The 19548-nt window shown below is 40.5% G+C and carries 17 protein-coding genes; 6 read left to right on the forward strand and 11 right to left on the reverse strand.

Features of this window, described 5'->3' with window-relative positions; translation table 11 throughout:
• Window positions 1–4: 4 nt before the first annotated feature.
• A complete protein-coding gene (trpS, locus tag HXT41_RS04440) occupies window positions 5–1096 on the reverse strand; it encodes a tryptophan--tRNA ligase (RefSeq protein WP_103013743.1) in 1092 nt (363 codons plus the stop codon).
• A gap of 145 nt (window positions 1097–1241) precedes the next feature.
• On the opposite strand from trpS, the gene HXT41_RS04445 reads away from it, so the two are divergent.
• On the forward strand, window positions 1242–1622 hold the full coding sequence (locus HXT41_RS04445) for a DUF3073 domain-containing protein (protein WP_103013744.1): 381 nt from the start codon (window positions 1242–1244) through the stop codon (window positions 1620–1622).
• 117 nt (window positions 1623–1739) lie between these two features.
• Here HXT41_RS04445 and HXT41_RS04450 read toward each other — a convergent pair whose 3' ends face one another.
• Window positions 1740–2156 carry a sterol carrier family protein gene (locus tag HXT41_RS04450; RefSeq protein WP_103013745.1) on the reverse strand — a complete coding sequence of 139 codons (417 nt, stop codon included), beginning with the start codon at window positions 2154–2156 and terminating at the stop codon, window positions 1740–1742.
• Between the two features lie 236 nt (window positions 2157–2392).
• Here HXT41_RS04450 and HXT41_RS04455 point away from each other — a divergent pair, with 236 nt between their 5' ends.
• Window positions 2393–4882: a glycogen/starch/alpha-glucan phosphorylase gene (locus HXT41_RS04455; RefSeq protein ID WP_103013746.1), complete on the forward strand. Its 2490-nt coding sequence runs from the start codon at window positions 2393–2395 to the stop codon at window positions 4880–4882.
• Between the two features lie 203 nt (window positions 4883–5085).
• On the opposite strand, the gene HXT41_RS04460 is transcribed toward HXT41_RS04455, so the two are convergent.
• Window positions 5086–5295 (reverse strand): hypothetical protein, encoded by a 210-nt coding sequence (locus HXT41_RS04460; protein ID WP_004106126.1) that lies wholly within the window; start codon window positions 5293–5295, stop codon window positions 5086–5088.
• Window positions 5296–5456: 161 nt separating this feature from the next.
• Here HXT41_RS04460 and HXT41_RS04465 point away from each other — a divergent pair, with 161 nt between their 5' ends.
• Both HXT41_RS04465 and HXT41_RS04470 read left to right on the forward strand, forming a co-directional pair.
• Entirely contained in the window at window positions 5457–6161 is a 705-nt protein-coding gene (locus HXT41_RS04465) for a rhomboid family intramembrane serine protease (RefSeq protein WP_004109516.1), read from the forward strand.
• Between the two features lie 256 nt (window positions 6162–6417).
• Window positions 6418–7731, forward strand: coding sequence for a THUMP-like domain-containing protein (locus tag HXT41_RS04470; protein WP_103013747.1), 1314 nt, complete (start codon window positions 6418–6420; stop codon window positions 7729–7731).
• Window positions 7732–7794: 63 nt separating this feature from the next.
• Here the strand turns inward: HXT41_RS04470 and crgA are convergent, their stop codons facing one another.
• A complete protein-coding gene (gene crgA, locus HXT41_RS04475; RefSeq protein ID WP_004109527.1) occupies window positions 7795–8187 on the reverse strand; it encodes a cell division protein CrgA in 393 nt (130 codons plus the stop codon).
• Window positions 8188–8264: 77 nt separating this feature from the next.
• Here crgA and HXT41_RS04480 point away from each other — a divergent pair, with 77 nt between their 5' ends.
• The gene (locus tag HXT41_RS04480; RefSeq protein ID WP_076002512.1) at window positions 8265–9020 is read left to right on the forward strand and encodes a DUF881 domain-containing protein; all 756 of its coding nucleotides are present in this window, start codon (window positions 8265–8267) and stop codon (window positions 9018–9020) included.
• 45 nt (window positions 9021–9065) lie between these two features.
• Window positions 9066–10172: a class E sortase gene (locus HXT41_RS04485; RefSeq protein WP_004109532.1), complete on the forward strand. Its 1107-nt coding sequence runs from the start codon at window positions 9066–9068 to the stop codon at window positions 10170–10172.
• Window positions 10173–10574: 402 nt separating this feature from the next.
• On the opposite strand, the gene pknB is transcribed toward HXT41_RS04485, so the two are convergent.
• Genes pknB through HXT41_RS04520 form a run of 7 tightly spaced genes read right to left on the reverse strand, consistent with a single transcriptional unit; the run spans window position 10575 to window position 19410 of the window.
• Window positions 10575–12578 carry a Stk1 family PASTA domain-containing Ser/Thr kinase gene (gene pknB, locus HXT41_RS04490; RefSeq protein ID WP_076002513.1) on the reverse strand — a complete coding sequence of 668 codons (2004 nt, stop codon included), beginning with the start codon at window positions 12576–12578 and terminating at the stop codon, window positions 10575–10577.
• Window positions 12575–13537: a serine/threonine-protein kinase gene (locus HXT41_RS04495; protein WP_004109538.1), complete on the reverse strand. Its 963-nt coding sequence runs from the start codon at window positions 13535–13537 to the stop codon at window positions 12575–12577. The genes pknB and HXT41_RS04495 overlap by 4 nt, the downstream gene beginning before the upstream one ends.
• Complete coding sequence (locus HXT41_RS04500) at window positions 13534–15000, reverse strand: peptidoglycan D,D-transpeptidase FtsI family protein (RefSeq protein ID WP_421788584.1); 1467 nt, start codon at window positions 14998–15000, stop codon at window positions 13534–13536. The genes HXT41_RS04495 and HXT41_RS04500 overlap by 4 nt, the downstream gene beginning before the upstream one ends.
• The gene (locus HXT41_RS04505) at window positions 14993–16474 is read right to left on the reverse strand and encodes an FtsW/RodA/SpoVE family cell cycle protein (RefSeq protein ID WP_076002515.1); all 1482 of its coding nucleotides are present in this window, start codon (window positions 16472–16474) and stop codon (window positions 14993–14995) included. The genes HXT41_RS04500 and HXT41_RS04505 overlap by 8 nt, the downstream gene beginning before the upstream one ends.
• Window positions 16471–18135 carry a protein phosphatase 2C domain-containing protein gene (locus HXT41_RS04510; RefSeq protein WP_004109546.1) on the reverse strand — a complete coding sequence of 555 codons (1665 nt, stop codon included), beginning with the start codon at window positions 18133–18135 and terminating at the stop codon, window positions 16471–16473. The genes HXT41_RS04505 and HXT41_RS04510 overlap by 4 nt, the downstream gene beginning before the upstream one ends.
• 3 nt (window positions 18136–18138) lie before the next feature.
• Window positions 18139–18675, reverse strand: a complete 537-nt coding sequence (locus HXT41_RS04515) for an FHA domain-containing protein FhaB/FipA (RefSeq protein ID WP_004109549.1) — start codon at window positions 18673–18675, stop codon at window positions 18139–18141.
• A 33-nt stretch (window positions 18676–18708) separates the two neighbouring features.
• The gene (locus tag HXT41_RS04520; protein ID WP_012913694.1) at window positions 18709–19410 is read right to left on the reverse strand and encodes an FhaA domain-containing protein; all 702 of its coding nucleotides are present in this window, start codon (window positions 19408–19410) and stop codon (window positions 18709–18711) included.
• Between the last annotated feature and the right edge of the window lie 138 nt (window positions 19411–19548).

Consider the following 19548-nt stretch of genomic DNA (forward strand, 5'->3'; position numbering starts at 1 on the left):
TTAATTAATACTTCATTCCCATAGCATCTCGCACTTGGGAAAGCGTTTCTTCTGCAATAGCATTTGCACGCTTATTGCCATCATGCAAAATGTCTCGAACAGTATCCATATCTTTTGCAAGTTCTGCACGACGCTCACGGTGAGGTGCCAAGAAATTATTTACATTTTCAATTACGTAAGCTTTCAATGCGCCAGCACCAGCGTTACCAATTTCTGCAGCAATATCTTTAGGATCTCTACCTGTAACTAAACCTGCGGTAGTAAGAAGCGCAGAAACTTGCGGACGAGTTACTGGATCAAAAGTAATCATCCTCTCAGAATCAGTTGGACTCTTCTTAATTAATTTGGCAGTTTCTTCGGCAGTAGCCCCGAGCATAATCGAGTTACCGTAAGATTTACTCATCTTTCGTCCGTCCAATCCTGGAATTTCAGGAGCATCAGACAAAATTGCTGCCGGCTCTGGGAACACTGGATTCTTTTTTGCATATCGCTCATTAAAACGACGCGCGATCGTACGAGTGATTTCAACATGCGGCAAATTATCTTTACCAATCGGCACAACATTAGCTTTACAGAACAAAATATCGCAAGCCTGGTGCACTGGGTACGTAAGGAGCAATCCGGTTAAAGCATGTCCAGATGATTCCATTTCCGACTTTACAGTAGGATTCCTGTGTAATTCTGCTTCTGTAACAAGCGAAAGGAAAGGCAACATAAGCTGATTTGCTGCAGGAACTGCGGAATGAGTAAATATCATTGTTTTTTCAGGATCAATTCCGGCAGCCATATAATCCAGCACTAAATTCAAAACATTATCTTCAATATGCTCAGTGGTGTCACGATCAGTAATTACTTGATAATCTGCAATAATAATATTGGTTTTTACTCCGCGCTGCTGCATTGCAACACGCTCACGAATAGATCCAAAATAATGTCCTAAATGCAAACGACCAGTTGGGCGATCTCCAGTAAGCATAGTAAAAGACGAAGGGCTAGCTTGTAACTTTTCAAGCGTTGCATCTGAACGTTTACGCGCTGCAAGGAAGCTTGCGCTCATCTCATTACCAGCAGCTGTAACCTGTGCTTCTTCCGGCATTTTAGGCTCCTTAATTGTGCGTATTTTTACGCTGAAAATATGGCTTTTATGGTAAAAGTTTACACAGACAATATACTCGGTTGCGGTTAAGTGGTACGCTCTTGTGTGATGAACTGATTGTTACTTAATTTTTAGAGGGGGTCAGATGGGCCGCGGACGACAGAAGGCAAAGCAACAGAAAATTGCCCGTAAGCTCAAATACCTGACGACCGATACGGATTATGACGAGCTTGCTAAGGAACTTAATTCCAGCGAACCCGGACAAGGATCCTTCGATCCATTTGCGTCGAGCGAAAGCTATGAGGAAGATACATATCTTCCAGAAGAGAATGACACAGATCAAGAAAATGATGCCGTTGATGCTTCAAACGAAGATGATTTAGACGAGTATGCCAAGTGGGCTGCGGAAGCAGCTGCAAAAGCCGTTAGCAGCGAAAACTCTTCTACAAACTCAGGAGCGCACACGCCAGCGCATCATCATATCCCTATGCCAATTCCAAACTTCATACACAAACACGACAATTAAAAATTAAATTTATTAAAATTATTTTATTTACGTATCCTGGGCATTCGAAATACTGTTTGCCCAGGATATTTGTAAATACACGCTGTAAATACGCAATTAAGCTACAATAAAGCCAACTTACAGCGGCAAAATATCGCTTAAATCATCACGCTCGCCAATTGCACTTATGTTGCCAAAGTCCTGTTCCTGATGCCATTTAGTAACACCACTCGCTAATCTAAGCCATACTTTAGGCTCAAGTTCAATAACATCTGGCGGTGTGAGATTATGCGGATCCGAAGCTGGTCCTTCCAAAATTTTTACTGCACCAAAAGGCGCAACTCTTACTTCTACTGCGCACCCAGGCACTTTATCCTCAAGAAGATATAGCGAATATCTAACCGCTAAAGCTTCGTCGTTTAAAGAGATATTTAAAATATTACTATTTATTTGCATGGCTTCTATGCCATTGCCAAGTGCTTTAATAGCAGATTCACGCCAGAATTGCCAAGCACATTGTCCTTGTTTTATATCTCGTTCAAGTATTACTGACATATTTTTATTATCTTCTAAACAACCTACTTTCAGCAATATATTTGTATTAAGACGTTATATACAAATATTTAAAGGGATTAGGTTGTGGTACTCTTGGGGTTATTGTGTGCATTCACATGCCTCTTGTAGTTATCTGCAAAGGTTATCTGCAAAATGGTGATGGTTTAATTGTCTAAACACAAAGTTTTAGGCTGCACACTTTTAGGAAATATATCAAACGGCACAAGGAGTCAAATATGACTAAACACGTCGCGCCGAAAGCCAAAACTACTGCGACGGCATTTGCCAAAGAACTTCAAGAGCACCTCAAGTACACCCAGGGTGTAACGCCAGAGCAGGCCACTACGGCAGATGTGTATGTTGCCGCTGCTACCGCAGTTCGTCGTCACTTGATGGACTCTTGGATGCAGACTCAGCATGACATGGTTAATGGCAACACCAAGGCTGTGGGCTATTTGAGCGCAGAGTTCTTGATGGGTAAGCAGCTTGAGAACGCTTTGTTGAACGCTGGTCTTACTGACCAATTCAATAAGGCTGTTACTAAGCTTGGCTTCGATCCAAAGGCAGTTATCAATGCTGAGTATGAGCCAGGTTTAGGTAATGGCGGTTTGGGTCGTCTCGCAGCCTGCTTCATCGATTCACTCGCCTCTATTGGCGTTCCAGCATTTGGCTACGGCATCCAGTATCGTTACGGCATCTTCAAGCAGCGCTTTGATGAAGAAGGTAAGCAGGTTGAAACCCCTGATTACTGGCTTAGCAACGAAGAGCCATGGGGTCACATTGATTATGGTCGTGACCAGCGCGTCAACTTCGGTGGTGAAGTTGTAGAGGAAAACGGCAAGCGCGTTTGGAAGCCAGCTTGGTCTGTTCGCGCAGTACCAGTTGACTACATGGTTCCAGGTTATAATTCTGGTCGCGTAAATACTCTTCGTTTGTGGACCGCTAAGTCTTACGATGAGTTTGATTTGCTCACCTTCAACAAGTCCGAGTACTTGGATGCTGTAAAGCCACAGGTTGCAGCAGAAAACATTTCTAAGATTCTTTACCCAGAAGATTCCACTCCAGAAGGTAAGGCTTTGCGTCTTGAGCAGCAGTACTTCTTCGTAGCTGCTTCTATCCATGATGCAATCCGCGTATTCTACCCAGGTCAGGATAAGCCGGATCTCACTACCTTCCCAAGCAAGATTAACTTCCAGTTGAACGACACTCACCCAGTTATCGGCATTCCAGAGCTTATGCGCGTTCTTATGGACGAGTACGACTACGATTGGAACACCGCTTGGGGTATCACCACCAAGACCTTCAACTACACTTGCCACACCTTGCTTCCAGAAGCTTTGGAAGTTTGGCCAGCCAAGCTTATTGGCGAACTGTTGCCACGCCACCTTGAAATCATTCAGGGCATTAGCGAGCAGTTCCGCAACGAGCTTCGCGGTAAGGGCGTTGCTGAGGATCAGGTTGAGCGCATGCGCATCGCTACCGACGCTGACGAAAATGGCGAAGGTGCTGTAGTTCGCATGGCTTACTTGGCTACCTACGGCGGTTCTTACGTTAACGGTGTTGCTGAACTTCACTCTGAGTTGTTGAAGGATGTCACTTTGAAGGACTTCTCCAGCGTTTACCCAGATAAGTTCAAGAACGTTACTAACGGCGTAACTCCTCGTCGTTTCGTGCGCTTGAGCAACCCACGCATGTCTGCTCTTATTACTGAGGGCTTGGGCACAGACGCATGGCAGGGTAATTTGGAGCTTCTTGAAGGCTTGAAGCCATTGGCTGACGACAAGGCGTTCGTTAAGAAGTTTGCTGAAGTTAAGAAGCAGAACAAGCTTGCCTTCGTTGATTTTGCAAAGCAGAAGTATGGCTTTGAGATCAACCCAGACACAATGTTCAACACCATTGTTAAGCGTTTGCACGAGTACAAGCGCCAGTCCATGAAGATCCTCCAGGTTATCTCCACATACGCTGGAATCAAGAATGGCACAATCGACGTAGACAAGATGCTTCCACGCACCGTGTTCTTCGGCGCTAAGTCTGCTCCAGGCTATGCTATGGCAAAGCTCACCATTCAGCTCATTAACAATGTTGCTCGCGTGGTGAATAACGACCCAGCATGCAAGGGCAAGCTTGCAGTGTTCTTCCCACCAAACTACAACATCGAGTTGGCTATGAACTTGATTCCTGCCACCGATTTGGATGAGCAGATTTCTCAGGCTGGTAAGGAAGCTTCTGGTACCGGTAACATGAAGTTTGCTTTGAACGGTGCTTTGACTGTTGGTACTCTCGATGGTGCAAACGTTGAGATTCGCGAGCGCGTTGGCGCAGAGAACTTCTTCCTCTTCGGCATGACCGTTGACGAAGTTGATAAGCTCTACGCTGAAGGATACGATCACGGCGGCTCCCGTAAGTACTACGAGTCTGATCCTCGCTTGAAGACCGCTGTTGACATGGTTGCTGACGGCACCTTCTCCAATGGCGACAAGAGCGTGTACGAGCCACTCGTTAACGATTGGCTCACCCATGATTACTTCATGGCAATGGCTGACTTCAGCTCTTACATGGATATTCAGGCTCAGATTGAGGAAACTTACCGCGATCCAATGAAGTGGGCTCGCATGGCAGTCTTGAACGTAGCCAACTCTGGTTACTTCTCTTCTGACCGCTCTATCGAAGATTACCTCGATCGCATTTGGCACACTGGTGCTCTTCCAACACCTGTTGCTGAGTAATTGAGTATTCTCCAATAGCAATACATAGAAAATAAAAGGCGGAGACTGTTAATCAGTTTCCGCCTTTTATTTGTGTAAATTTTAGTTAAATTGCATGTAAGACAAACGCTTTTGTTTACAACAATTCTTTAGTAATTACAAATGAAGGCGACTACGAATATACGCAATCGCCTTCATTTTGGACTGTATAAAGCAAATGTCACTTATGCCTCGGCGGCAGGAGTATCGTTAGCTTCTTTCTCTTCTTTTTCTAACCCTAGGTCAATTGGCGAAGAACTGTTCTCCCATGGTTCCTCCCAAGGGTCATAATCAGGATTATGCTGCTTGTACACATACAACGCAGCAATACCTGCGAGCAGTGCTCCGAAGAGCAGTGCAAAGAACTTCCAACCGCCAGAGGATCTGTTCTCCATGATGGCTCCTTTCCGGTTAAGCTGACCTGCTCGTCCAAGTCAACAATCTATACCGCTTTTTGTCGCGTAATAACTATCATAGTTGCTTTTCTTCAGAGTTGCATCTTTTTTAAATAATGTTATTGATTAAATTTGTGAAGTAAAACCGATATCATAAGCATATGCACAACTTTGATATTAAAAATATTTTAAATAATATAAGATTTCGTTTTAACACAACCACAGCCATTTTAGTATATTCATGCATTTTTATTTGGATATTGGAAATGATACTGAACTTTGCCTATCCAAATTATTATTCGACTCTAATAAGCTATACTGCGTTTCTTCCAATCACTGCGTTACAGACACCTTGGACTTGGTTCACATCAATGTTTGTTCACGCACCAAATTTAACCCATATTTTCTTCAATATGCTATGTCTTTGGTCGCTCGGAGTTGAATTAGAACGATTCTTCGGTAAATGGAAGTTTTTTGGATTATATTTAATATCCGGCTTTGGCGGAAGCGTAGCTGATATTGTATGGTGCAAACTCACTAATAATTGGTTCGTCGCTTCATACGGTGCTTCGGGAGCTATTATGGGGCTTATAGGCGCACTTCTCGTAGCGCAATGGCGACTAGGAGAAAACATGCGAGGAACAATTATTTGGATTGCTATTACTCTCGCTATGCCAGTTATTGTGCCTAATATCGCTTGGCAAGCACACGTTGGAGGCTTAGTTTCTGGTACCGCAATTGCAGCATTGCTCGGCGTACAAAATCCGCTACTTAAAAAAGCTTCGTTTAATACGCGTTTCTTAGTATATTTTGTATCACTATTTGCTATTCTCACTGCTTGTGCAATGTTTTGTTTGAAGGCATAATTTGTTAAATTACACGTGTGTAGTTTTCCACCAATGTGCACAGGATTGTGTATAAGTTGTGCCTAAATTGGTGACAACTATATAAGTTATCCACATAGTTAATCACAAACGTTGATAACTTGCCTTTTTTGAACCTGTGCACAAGTGTATAAGAGTTATCCACAATTTAAGTTTTTTGTGGACTAAACTATCGACTACATAATTTTAACTTTTACTTGCTCTAAAATTTTCTACACCTCAACAAGGAATGAGATTCATGCCTACACTTCAAGTTCCAAAAACAATCGAACCAGCAAACGCTTCTACACTCACTTTTATTAAAGAAAACGCACAATTGTCACCAAGCAAAGCTGCTCTTAAAGCACCACGCAACGCAAATATCGACATACCTTTTGCAATTAACCAAATAGCAGGTAGACAGATTGCGCAACAAAAACTACCGAAATGGGCTTCCTGCAACGAAGTTATATACCCTGCGCATATTTCTATGGAACAGTGTTCTTCTCAATCAACAGCACAATACAAAGCAAATGTTGCAAAAGAATTACTCAGCAAATTAAATTCAGAAAATTTTAGTAGCACACTTGTGGATCTTACTGGCGGCTTTGGCGTTGATTGCACAATAATGTCTGAAGTTTTCGATTCTGCTATTTGCATTGAACAGCAAAACGAACTTTCTAGCATTGCACATCACAATATGAATGCACTTGGTATTACAAACGTAAAGTGCTACAACAACAATAGCCTTGATGCACTCAAAAATATTCCTAAGTCAACGATAATATACGTCGATCCAGCTCGTCGTAACAAACAAGGATCTCGCACATACGCTATTGAAGATTGCACTCCAAACGTATTAGATCTTAAAAATCAATTGCTCACTAAAGCAGAAATAGTGATTATTAAACTTTCTCCAATGCTTGATTGGCACAAAACAGTTAGCGATTTTAGTGGCAATGTAGAAGCCGTACATATAGTCGCACATAGTAACGAGTGCAAGGAACTATTGATAATACTCAGCAACTCTCAGCACACAAAAGTACCAGTATATTGCGCAAACGATGATCAGATAACTGTTGTACAAGCAACTTACAATACTTCAACAAATCAGGTATCAATACAGCCTGAATCAAATGTTTTAAATAATAAAGAAGAAAATAATAAAAAATATGAAAATTTAGATATAAATAACTGGCAAGAATGGTCGCAATACGTTTATGAGCCAAATGCAGCAATCATGAAAGCTGGCTGTTTTTCATTGTTAGAAACTCAATACAATATACAACAAATCAGTGCGAATAGTCATGTTTACGTATCGGAAGAATACTACTCAGAATTTCCAGGAAAAATATGGAAAATTGAAAATATATGCAGCATGAATAAACGCGAAATAAAACAAACTTTTGATGATATCACTCATGCAAATATTGTTACTCGTAACTTTCCAATACCTGTAGAAGCATTACGCAAAAAATTAAACCTACAAGATGGCGGAAATACAAGAATTATTGCAACAACTGATAGCAATAAAAACCATATACTTATTCGAGCAGTAGCAGCACCAAAATAAAAAGTAGCTACGCAACATTTGCATAGCTACTTTTAAAACATATTAAGCAGTTTGTTTTACAGACTAACGCCACCACATTGTCATAATGAATCCAGTCATTACTATTACTAATGCAATAACTAAATTCCATGCACCAATTCCAGGAATTGGAAGCACAGGGTTCAAATAATAAACAACAGCCCAAATTAATCCAACGACCATTAATGTGCAGAACAGCGGCACAAACCATGCAGCATTAGCTTTTGTGCCTTTAATGCTTTCTTCGACACGTCGCCTATTTTCAGCTTGTCTCTGCATCATTTGCTGAATCTGTGGAGAAAGCGCTGCTTTATCCGCAGTAGCATTCAACACTGCTTCAACTTCGTCCATAGGAACGCCATAAGTATTCTCATTTGACGTATCGCTCTTCTTTGCAGCGTCGTCAGCTGCAGTCGTGTGCAATTCTTCATCAGCCATAACTGTAACTCTCCAATCAATCGGCTACACGCTATAATAGTGGTTACACTCGAACGCGTGAAGGATGAAGATAAAATATGGCTAAGAGAACTGGGAAACATCGTGCTCAACACTCGCTGTTAAGCAGTTTTGCTGTTGCCGTTGCAGTATTTCTTACCGGCTATTTATTCGTTCTTAACTTGCGCGTAAACCGCTCTGCTTTTGTGACTTCTAATACGAGTCAAATGGTTGAAAGAAATTCACAGCGCACAAAAAATTTACGAGAAGATATAAAATCTTTAGATTCTAAAATTAATTTACTTAATAAAACGCTTGGTAGCAGCACTAATGAAGGAAAAGAATCTTCTGATACTGGAAGTAGTACCGTACTTCCAAAACTTGAAGGACCTGGAATTGTTGTAACTCTCAACGACTCTCCTCTATGGAAAGGCGCAGTTAATGGTTCCGGAACATCCGGAACCATTAATGATTACGTAATCCACCAGCAAGATATTGAAGCTGTAGTAAATGCTTTGTGGCGCGGCGGAGCAGAAGCAATAACTATTCAGGATCAGCGAGTATTATTTAACTCCGCAGTTGTTTGTATTGGTAACGTTCTTATGTTGCAAGGTCATCAGTACTCGCCACCGTATAAAATATCTGCTATTGGTCCAATGGATAGCATGGTTGATGCTCTAAACAATTCACCAGCCATACACACCTACAAGGAGTATGTAAGTTCGTTTGGATTAGGATGGAAAGTGGAGAAAAAGAATAATCTGCGATTCCCTGAAGCATCGGCTTTGTTGCAACCATTAAGGTACGCAACAGTTCCTAAAGTGCTAAACAAATAAAATATGTTGCAAAGTCTTCATACATCAATAAAGGAGTAGCACACTATGCAATCTGCTAATATGCAGGAAGGAAAAACGAAGCGTAGCAGCTCGAATTTCTGGTGGCAAGCCGCTGGAATTATTGGCGAACTGTTGATAGCTTTTGCAGTTATTTGCGCATTGTACATTGCATGGCAAATGTGGTGGACTGGAGAGCAGGCTGAGCACACTCAAGTAGAGGCACGTCAAGCAATATCTTGGCAAAACCCAAAAACTGGTGATAAAACGAAGATTGCTTTACCACAGAATACTGACCCACCTGCTTTAAGCAAACCAAAGTCTGAAGACCTTGTAGCTCGTTTATACATACCACGTTTTGGAAATCAGTGGGAACGAAATGTTGTAGAAGGCATTACGCCAGACATCTTAAGCAAGCGTGGTTTAGGTCATTATCCAACCACACAAATGCCTGGTGCAATAGGTAATTTTGCAGTAGCAGGTCACCGAAATGGTTATGGTCAGCCATTGGGAGATGTAGACTTACTGAAGCCTGGCGACGCAATAGTAGTTCGTACAAAGGATTATTGGTTCGTCTATAAGTACACTTCTTACAAGATTGTTACACCAGATCACGGTGAAGTTATTGATGCAAATCCTGATCATCCTGGTGAGAAACCAACAAAACGTATGCTTACTCTTACAACGTGCGAACCTAAGTATACTGCTGCAACTCATCGCTGGATTAGCTACGCAAAATTCGCTTATTGGGCAAAGATTAGCGATGGCATTCCAAAAGAACTTTCTACTATTGATGAGCAAGGAAAAGTGAAGTTTATTAACAATGAGCAACAATCTCTAGTTTCTCGTCTTTCTTCACTAGTGCCAGTTATGGTGGTTGTTTTATTAGTGTATATGATGATTTTCGTAGCAGGAGCAATTGCTTGGCAATGGCCAGAACTTCGCGCTATTCATTCTGGATTAAAGAAAAAGCCTGATGCAAGCATTTTTGGCGGTCTTTTGCGCATACAACCAGGTATTACAGCGATTCGTTGGATTCTTTCGATTCTGATTTATTTCTTCATTGTATTAGCATTATTCCAGTGGATTTTCCCTTGGGGCGCATCTACAATTCCATTCCTTCAGCAGATGTCTAATTACTCAACAACTGTATGATAACGGGTTAAGTAGTAAGTTTTAAATATTCTTACGATTGCTTTAAAACTTACAAAATAAAAACATTTAAGGCGATTGCGTATGAAGCGCAGTCGCCTTTTGTTTATATTAATAAAATAAAAGCCTATAGAAACACATAAAATAACGCATTGCTGTAAAACTATGTCTAAATAAACAAACATATCTTAAACAGCTATTTTTTCGTTTTATCACATACTTTGCAACCTAATATAAGTCTATTTATGCAGATCTATTTTCACGCATCAATTTTTATAAGTAATATACGAATTTTATTAGAGATACAAACATTAGAGATACAAAAATGCTGCTTGTTCTACTTTTCTTGTAGAACAAGCAGCATATACATTATTTTTTACAGACTTAATCTAATACAAATCTAAATCAGTCTGAATCAGATGAAGAACCAAGGCTTGGACGTGTAACTAATGTAATCGCTTTGCCCTTCTCAACCTTGCTTCCTGCTTCCTCAGACATGCTCATGACTATATCGTCATCTTTTGCCATTGAATCAGATACTACTCTCAAACCTTTTGCTTCAAGTATTTTCTTCGCCTGTTTGAAGGTAACAGTACCAAGATCTATACTAGGAACTTCAACTTTCGAAGCACCTTGAGAAACATACACAGTAATAGAGCTGTGTGGTTTAACAGAGGAACCAGACGACGGATTTAGTCGAGTTACAGAACCTTCAGGCACATTATCTGAATCTTCCTTAACTACATCCGTAGTAAAACCAAAATTCTCTAATTGGCTAACCACAATGTCTTTGCTTTGACCAACAAGACCGTCAGGAATTTTAGTTAAACCGGATGCAATATATAAAGTAATTAACGTACCCTTATCAGCAAACGAATCTGCGTCAGGATCTGTGCGAGTTACATGATCTTTCTTAATATCTGCACTATCTTCTACTCGAACATTAGCAATCTTAAACCCAGCACGCTCAAGCATTTTACGAGCAGCTTCTTGCGTTTTACCACTTACATCTGGCACGCGAGTTGATTGTGGTCCAACCGAGAACCATACAGTCACCTTGGATCCAGAAGCAACATGCTCACCTCCACGCGGTGATTGCTTAGTAAAAGTTCCCTCAGGTTGAGAAGAATGATCATCTTCACGAATATCTGGAACCAAACCAAGTGCACGCAACTTTTCACGAGCAGCATCCTGCGTTGTTGTCTCCATAAATGTTGGAACTACAACATCTCCAGTAGCACGACTTCGATTGAGCATAAACAGCACACCCAGAAGAACTAATACTGTTACTAATACTCCAACTATAGATCCGATTACTACTCGTTTACGACGTTGCGCTTGCATTGTTGCTCTTTGTGACGCGCGCGTGCTAGGAGAAAATGCAATATTTGCAGATTCAACTTGACCAGTAATAGGATTGAACGATTGAGTTGCAGCACCATCTGTCATGCCCATAGCCATAGTTGCAGCATCCTGTTCAGCCTGTTTACGCGCCTTCATATTAGCTAAATCAGTCAATGGGTTAAACGCTGCTGCAACAGGCACTCCACCGTTCATAAACGCTAGAATGTCATTCTTAAACTCTGATGCTGTGGCATATCTATTTTGTCTATCTTTTGCCATTGCTTTAGCACAAATCTTGTCCCACATAGCAGGCATGCCTGGAACAAGTGTGCTAAGAGGTGTCGCCACTTCTGAAACATGCTGATATGCGATGGCAACAGCTGAATCTCCAATAAAAGGAGGACGTCCAGTTAGCATTTCATACAGCACACATCCTGCAGAATACAAATCAGAGCGCATATCTACTTGTTCACCACGAGCCTGCTCTGGAGACAAATATTGTGCTGTTCCAACAACACCTTGAGACTGTGTCATAGTTGTTGCAGAATCATCAAGAGCACGAGCAATGCCGAAGTCCATTACCTTCACCATGCCCTGCTCGGAAATCATAATATTTCCAGGCTTAATATCGCGGTGAATAATACCCATTCTGTGTGAGTACTCTAAAGCATTGAGCACGCCAAGCATAACTTGTTCAGCGTCTCTCTGACTTAAAGCTCCATTCATTTTTAGAATATCGCGTAATGTTTTACCTTTAATGTATTCCATTACAAGATACGGTAAACGCTCTTCTAAGCCATTTTCTGCTATAACAGATTCTTCTCCAGAATCATAAATATTCACAATATTAGGATTGTTCATCTGCGCAATGGCATGCGCTTCCCTGCGGAATCGCGAAAGGAAAATCTCATCGTTCGCTAAATCGGAACGCATGATTTTCACAGCAACTGTACGACCTAAGCGCTTATCAACAGCAACACGCACTTCCGCCATGCCGCCGCGGCCAATAAGCTCCCCTAATTCGTATCGACCATTCGCTAATGAGGTGGGCATTGTGGTATTCATTGCTGCTCCTTGCGATCATTGGTATTAAAAATATTAATAATATTTACTTGGTTTTGCGGCATACTTTTAATACATCTTCGTTGTCGCAAATTTGTAGAAAGTACTCCTGTTGTATTGTTGAAGGCTGTTTCTTGATCTAGCAGTCTGCGCTCAATACGAGATAATACTTTCGACACAACTAATGCATCTTTTGGACGATCTTTTGGATTCTTTGCAAGCATAGACATAATAAACTGTTGTAATTGCAAATCAACATTTTCTGGCAAAGGTGGTACAGGATCATTAACATGTGCAGCAGCAATATCTACCGGCGTTGCTCCAGTAAACGGACGATGTCCGCACAAACCTTCATATGCCACAACACCTAACGAATAAATATCAGATTGTGCAGTAGCTTGTTCACCTTGTGCTTGTTCTGGAGAAATATATTGAGCTGTTCCAACTACCATGCCATCTTGAGTGATCTGTTCTTGGTCACTGGAATATGACACACCAAAATCTGTGATTTTCACATTGCCAGTATCAGAAACCATAATATTTGCAGGTTTTACATCGCGATGAATTACGCCATGAGAATGAGCTACAAAAAGTCCTCGAGCTGTTTGAATAAGAATAGGAAGTAACTTGGTAGGATCAATTATTTTTTCTTTATGATACAAATCTGCCAATGATTTACTTGGCACATATTCCATAATTAGGAATCCAATACCATCGTGCTCATAATAGTCAAATAATGCTGCAATATTAGGATGCGCTAAATTTGCTGAATTATGCGCTTCAGCACGAAGACGACGTAATTTTGCTTCAACGTTTACGGTATCTGTACGTAACGCCTTAATGGCAACAATTCGCCCAAGTTGAATATCAAAGCCTTTCCAAACTTCTCCCATACCGCCTTGAGCAAGGCGGCGATCAAGTCTATAACGATGATGAACTAACTGTCCTTCAACGAGTTTCATTGTTTAAGCGCCTCCTCCATCACTTGTCGCATAATAGATCCTGCCGCGTAACTACCAAATGTACTTGTGTTATGTACTATAACCGCTATAGCTATTCTAGGATTTTCAGCAGGAGCAAATCCAATAACCCAACCATTAGCAGCTTGATTATACATTCCAATCTGTGCAGTACCTGTTTTAGCCGCAACATGAATATTAGGTAAAGCAAGATTAGGATTTTCTTTTGTAACAACAGCCTGCATCATAGAAGTTAATTTAGATGCACTGTCACTACTCATTACTTGGTTCATAACGGTTGGTCTAGTTTGTGACAATACTGACAAATCGCTAGATCTTACACAATCAACAAGAGTAGGCTTCATCAATGTTCCATTATTTGCAATAGCTGCCGCAATCATAGCGTTTTGCAAAGGTGTAACCTTAGCATCACCTTGACCTATTGATTCCAGAGCTAGTCTATCTGGAGTTGGCTTAATAGAAAAAGTAGATTTCACGGATCGTATTGGGAATCCAGTAGAATCAGAACCATCAATAGGCAGCGAATCGAAGAATCCAAACTTTCTTGCCTGCTTTACAATTACGTCAGATCCTAAAGAATTACCCAATTGAGCAAAAGCAGTATTAGACGAATATGCTAAAGCATCCTCAAAAGATATTTTTCCATCAACGCCATTCGCTTGGTAAGTGACATTTGTAAGAGACGTCTTGGTTCCAGGCAAAACATAGCTCGCACCAGCAGGTATTTTCGTATCAGGCTTGTATTTTCCAGATTCTAATGCTGCTGCTGCAACAACAGTTTTGAACGTAGAGCCAGGAGCATAAAGCTCAGAAACAGCACGATTCAGCATAGGATTTGACACATCTGATGTTATTCTCTCATACGATTTATTTACTTCATTAATATTGTGAAGAGCAAGATCATTCGGATCATAACTTGGAGTGCTTACCATGGCGCGAATTCTTCCGGTTTTTGGCTCAATTGCAACTAAAGCTGCGTCTTTGCCTTTAAGAAGATTGTAAGCAAGATTTTGCAAACGTGAATCAATTGATGTTTCTATAGAAGCTCCGCGATTAGTTGCTCCAGTAAATAATGAACGGAATCTTTGCCAGAACAGAGCATCTGATTCTCCACTTAATAAACTATTACGAGAAGCTTCAATTCCTCTATCTGCACGCTGGCTAATAGAAAAATATCCAGTAACTGGAGCATATACTAATCCGTTAGAATACTGACGTTGATACACAAAAGCATCTTTAGATGGTTCAGATTTCACTATAACTGTGCCATCTGATGTAAGTATTGCTCCACGTGGAGCGCCAAACTCATGGTATAAAGCTCTGCGATTTCGAGGATCAGAATTTAGAGCATTCGCTTTAATAGAAGTAATAATTGTACTTGAAATACCAAGTATTACAAAAAGTACCAATACTGCAGTAAAAAGTTCTCTAAGACTTTTATTCATTGTTATCACCTCTTTCTGAAGAGGAAATAACAGCAGAAGCATCTATATTATTTTCATAATCTGTATTGTTATATTCACTATTATTTGTATTCGTATTAGCTCGCTCTTGCAATTCACGCTCGCGCAACGCTGCTAAGGCAGCGTATTGGAAAGTATCGGAAACAGGAGCAGGTTCAGGTTTATTTGCAGCGTGAGAAATAACAATAAGCAAAGATGCAAGCAAATAATTTGCTACTAAAGAAGAACCTCCAGCTGCCATATACGGCAAAGTTAAACCGGTTAATGGAATAACCAAAGTAATTCCACCAACAACAGTAAACACTTGGAAAGCCATAGTAAAAACAAGCCCTGAAGCTAATAATTTTCCAAAGCCATCTTTAATTTTCATTGCAGTAATCATTCCGGATGCAATAATAATTAAATACAAAACCAATACGGCTAGAAGCCCAGTAAGACCAAGCTCTTCACCAACAGAAGCATAAATAAAATCAGAATTAGCTAGCGGTGTTATAGAAGGATGACCTTGTCCTAAACCTGTTCCGGTTGTTCCTCCAGCAGCCAAACCAAACAATCCAGATACAATTTGCGCTGAGCCACCAGGAAAACGATTATAAACCGCATTATCAAATGGATGAAGCCACGAATCCACACGATATTGCACATGTGCGAATAACTTTACTGCCATCAAGCATCCAGCTACAAAAGCAATACCCCCAACAGCAATCCATCCTCTGCGACCTGTTGCCACATACAACATTGACACAAACATTGCGAAGAACATCAATGACGTTCCAAGATCATGCTGGATAACAAGCACACCCATTGATGCTGCCCATACTAAAGCAATAGGTCCCATGTCTTGTAAGCGAGGAAGGTGAACTCCCAAAACCTTATTTCCACCTACAGCAAGTCGATCACGATGATTAAACAGGTACGCAGCAAAGAAGAATGACAGGAAAAGCTTAGCAAACTCTCCTGGTTGCACTGTGTGATCTCCAAAACCTATCCAAATTCTCGCTCCACCAATTTCTTTACCTAATCCAGGAACCATAGGTGAAAGCAAAAGAATCAAGCCTATAACCATATTCACATAAGAAAAACGCCTTAAAATGCGATAATCTTTCAAAAAAATAACGAAAATAATTGATAATACTAATGCTGCACAAATCCACACCATTTGTTTTATTGCAACATTTGTATTATTTTGCCTATCGATTCTAGCTATAAGAACTGTTCCAATTGCAGTTAAAAGCATAATACAAGGTAAAATAGCTTGACTTGCATATGGCTGTTTAACAAGAAGAACACCCCAAAATACGAAAAACAGTGCCATAACGAGAATCAACATTGCTGCATAATTAGCAGAAATATAACCGTCAATACGGAAAAACATCTGTAAAAATGCCATGCCAGAAAGCAATGTTGCAAAAAGCAACAATGCTATCTGTCTGATACGCGTAGCAATCATATTCATGAGGTTTTACCCCCTTGCTTCGCGTTATCTTTATTTTTATTTATTTTATTTTCTAATTTCTTTTGATTCTGTTCATTAAGTTTTTCTTGTTCTCGCGCACGCATTTCTCGACGAATTAACGAAGCATGACCACGAGCCTCAACTAAGCTGCCAAAACTAATACCTTCTTTTAATTGATCCTGCCAAGATTTATCTAGTTTATTAACAGGGATGTCAGTAGATTCCACTTTGTGAGATAATGCAATACCAAAAATATTTGTTGGCACTCCTTGATAAATAACAACTTTGTTACTGTCTTTTCCAATATAATATTGCGTTTGAGTCCACGCATATACTCCGTAGCCTACTCCAGAAATAACAAATAATACTAGTAATATTCCCAAAGATATGCCTATGCGAGTCCATCTACGCCTCAATGAATGAGCACGATGTGCCTCATCCTGCTCATGTTTAACAGCACGAGCAACATCTGGATCATGAGGATCTGTTGAAACTTTACCATTCTTTTTTTTGACTATAGGGATCTCATTAGTGTCAGGTGTATGTAATTCTCCAACTTCTTCACGAATGTGTGAAGGTTGCACAATTCTTGTAATAGATATTGTTCCTTCATCTGGATTTTTAGAATTATCATCATCTTGAGCTAGCGCAGCTGCTCTTTGAGCTGGTGAATTCTTATCTTCGCGCAATGCCGGTGCTGAAGCTACTGCTTTATTTACGATATCTGCAATTGACTCGAGATCCTTACTTGCAGCTCCTCCAATAAGTGGAGTTTGATGCGGAAGATCAAATGCATCAGCATCAAGTGCAAGCGTTGCATCTGCAATAACGGCTGTAACATTATCTGTACTACCAGCACGAAGTGCCATAGATACTAATTTTTGAGCGCATTCTTCTTGATTAGAAATACTACTCATCACATCTTGAATAGTTGAATCTTCAAGAACTCCACACAATCCATCAGAGCAAAGAAGCCAACGATCAGAAGGATGAGCTGAACGCAAAGCAATATCAGGACGAGGATCTATATCAAAATCACCTAGTACTCGCATAACAACATTTCGTTGAGGATGATTTCGCGCTTCTTCAGGCGTAATATGACCTGTATCAATCAAATGCTGAACATAACTATGATCAGTAGTCATGCGCATAAGATGATTATCTCTTAGTAGATACGCTCTAGAATCACCTAAATGAGCCAGAACCCAGTATCCTCTTACAAGAGTTACTGCAGTAACTGTCGTTCCCATTCCAGCAAGACGGCGCTCACGCTTAGCTTTACCAACAATCGCATCATGAGCAGCCATAATCGATGTTTCCATCATTGAAGAAACAGTTTTAACATCATGCGGTCTTGAATCTTGTTCAATATGTGCAAGAGAACGAATCGCTATAGTAGAAGCTGTATCTCCTCCAGCATGACCACCCATTCCGTCGCAAATTGCAGCTAAATGTTCACCAGCAAATGCAGAATCTTGATTATTACTACGAACAGTTCCAACATCACTGACAGCCGTAGCATACATAAAAAGTATTTTTTCTACAGAATTTGCGCGATTTTCTTTAATATCATTTTTATCTGTTATAGATGATATTTTTTCTATTTGCCCAGTAACTGCGGTCTGAATTTCTTCTTCGTTATTTGAATTGATTTGTTTCATTTGTTACCTCAATTCAAACATTGTTGCGCCGATTCGCACAGAAGTACGCGGAGCTAATATAACAGGCTCAGTAACACGATTATGACCAATCATGGTTCCATTTGTGCTACCTAAATCTTCAAGAACCCAAGAATTAACTGATTGATTAAAATAAACACGAGCATGGTGTGAAGATACAAATTCATCATTTAATACGACTGTATTAGAAGCAGCACGACCAAGAGTCACACCAGCAGCGTTCAATGGGAATGAAGATCCTGCCAAAGGTCCATCAATAACAACTAACAAAGTTGGAGAACCGGATGTATTTTCTTGATTTTCTGCTTTGGCAAATACTGGCGTCTCACGCACTTGCATAACTTGTGAAAACTTTGCTTCACGAGAATTACGACGAGAACTTTTCTTCCAAAAACGAGATTTTTTAGGACTAAATACTTCAATATCGCAGCGAAGCGAACGGATAGCGCACCATACAAAAATCCAAAGTAAGACTAAAAAGCCATACTTAAGTATTGCAAACGTTAATTCAGTAAACATCATGCGCGTTATCGTCTCCTAGCTTGGAAATACTTATTACTCCTGGTCTTGAGACGATGCCCAATAAAGAATACGCGTACGACCAATAGTAATAGTGTTGCCATCAACCAATGTTGCTGCAGGAACCTGATGACCTTCTACATATGTACCATTCGTAGATCCAAGATCACGAGCAATAACACCGTCAGGAGTTATATCAATACCAAGATGATGACGAGAAATACCTGGATCATCTATTACAATATCGCAACCAGACCCACGTCCTAAAATAGTACGATCCTTTGTAAGCAAGTACTGGTTACCATTAATTTCAAGCATCGGGTGATTCTGCGATTGATCCTCAGTAGTAACAGGAACAGCATTACCCTGAACAGATTCAGATGTCAAATGGAAATTACCTTTAGTTAATTCCAAATCCTCTTCAAAAATAACAACTACAGGTCCTACGAAAGCATAATGCTGACTCTTAGCATATTGAGTAAGATTATCTGCAAGCTCATTAGCTAATGCTTCACTACCCCATTGTTCAATATGATCAAAATCAGGCGTACTCAGCTTAAAACGGTACTCATTTGGAGCAACTGTGTGATCTCTGCCAATAGGCATGGCTTCAGCGTCAATTTCACGTTCCAAAGCACTCGAAAAATCGACTGGCTGCAAATCTTTGGAGCCGAATTTTGCGAAGACGCTGTTCATTGCACCTTCCACGCTCTTCTCAAATCGGTCAAACACGCTCATGGTAAACCCTTTCTATCTGTTCATCATAGTACTCGTCACCGGGTACGGTGTTCAACTACCACACGCTTTTCTTCTAATATATTTTCTTTTTTATACATATTATTTCGTACTCTCCAACGTGCATTTACATCATTGTGC

It is taken from the genome of Gardnerella sp. DNF01189, assembly GCF_049244195.1.
GTDB lineage: Bacteria > Actinomycetota > Actinomycetes > Actinomycetales > Bifidobacteriaceae > Bifidobacterium > Bifidobacterium swidsinskii.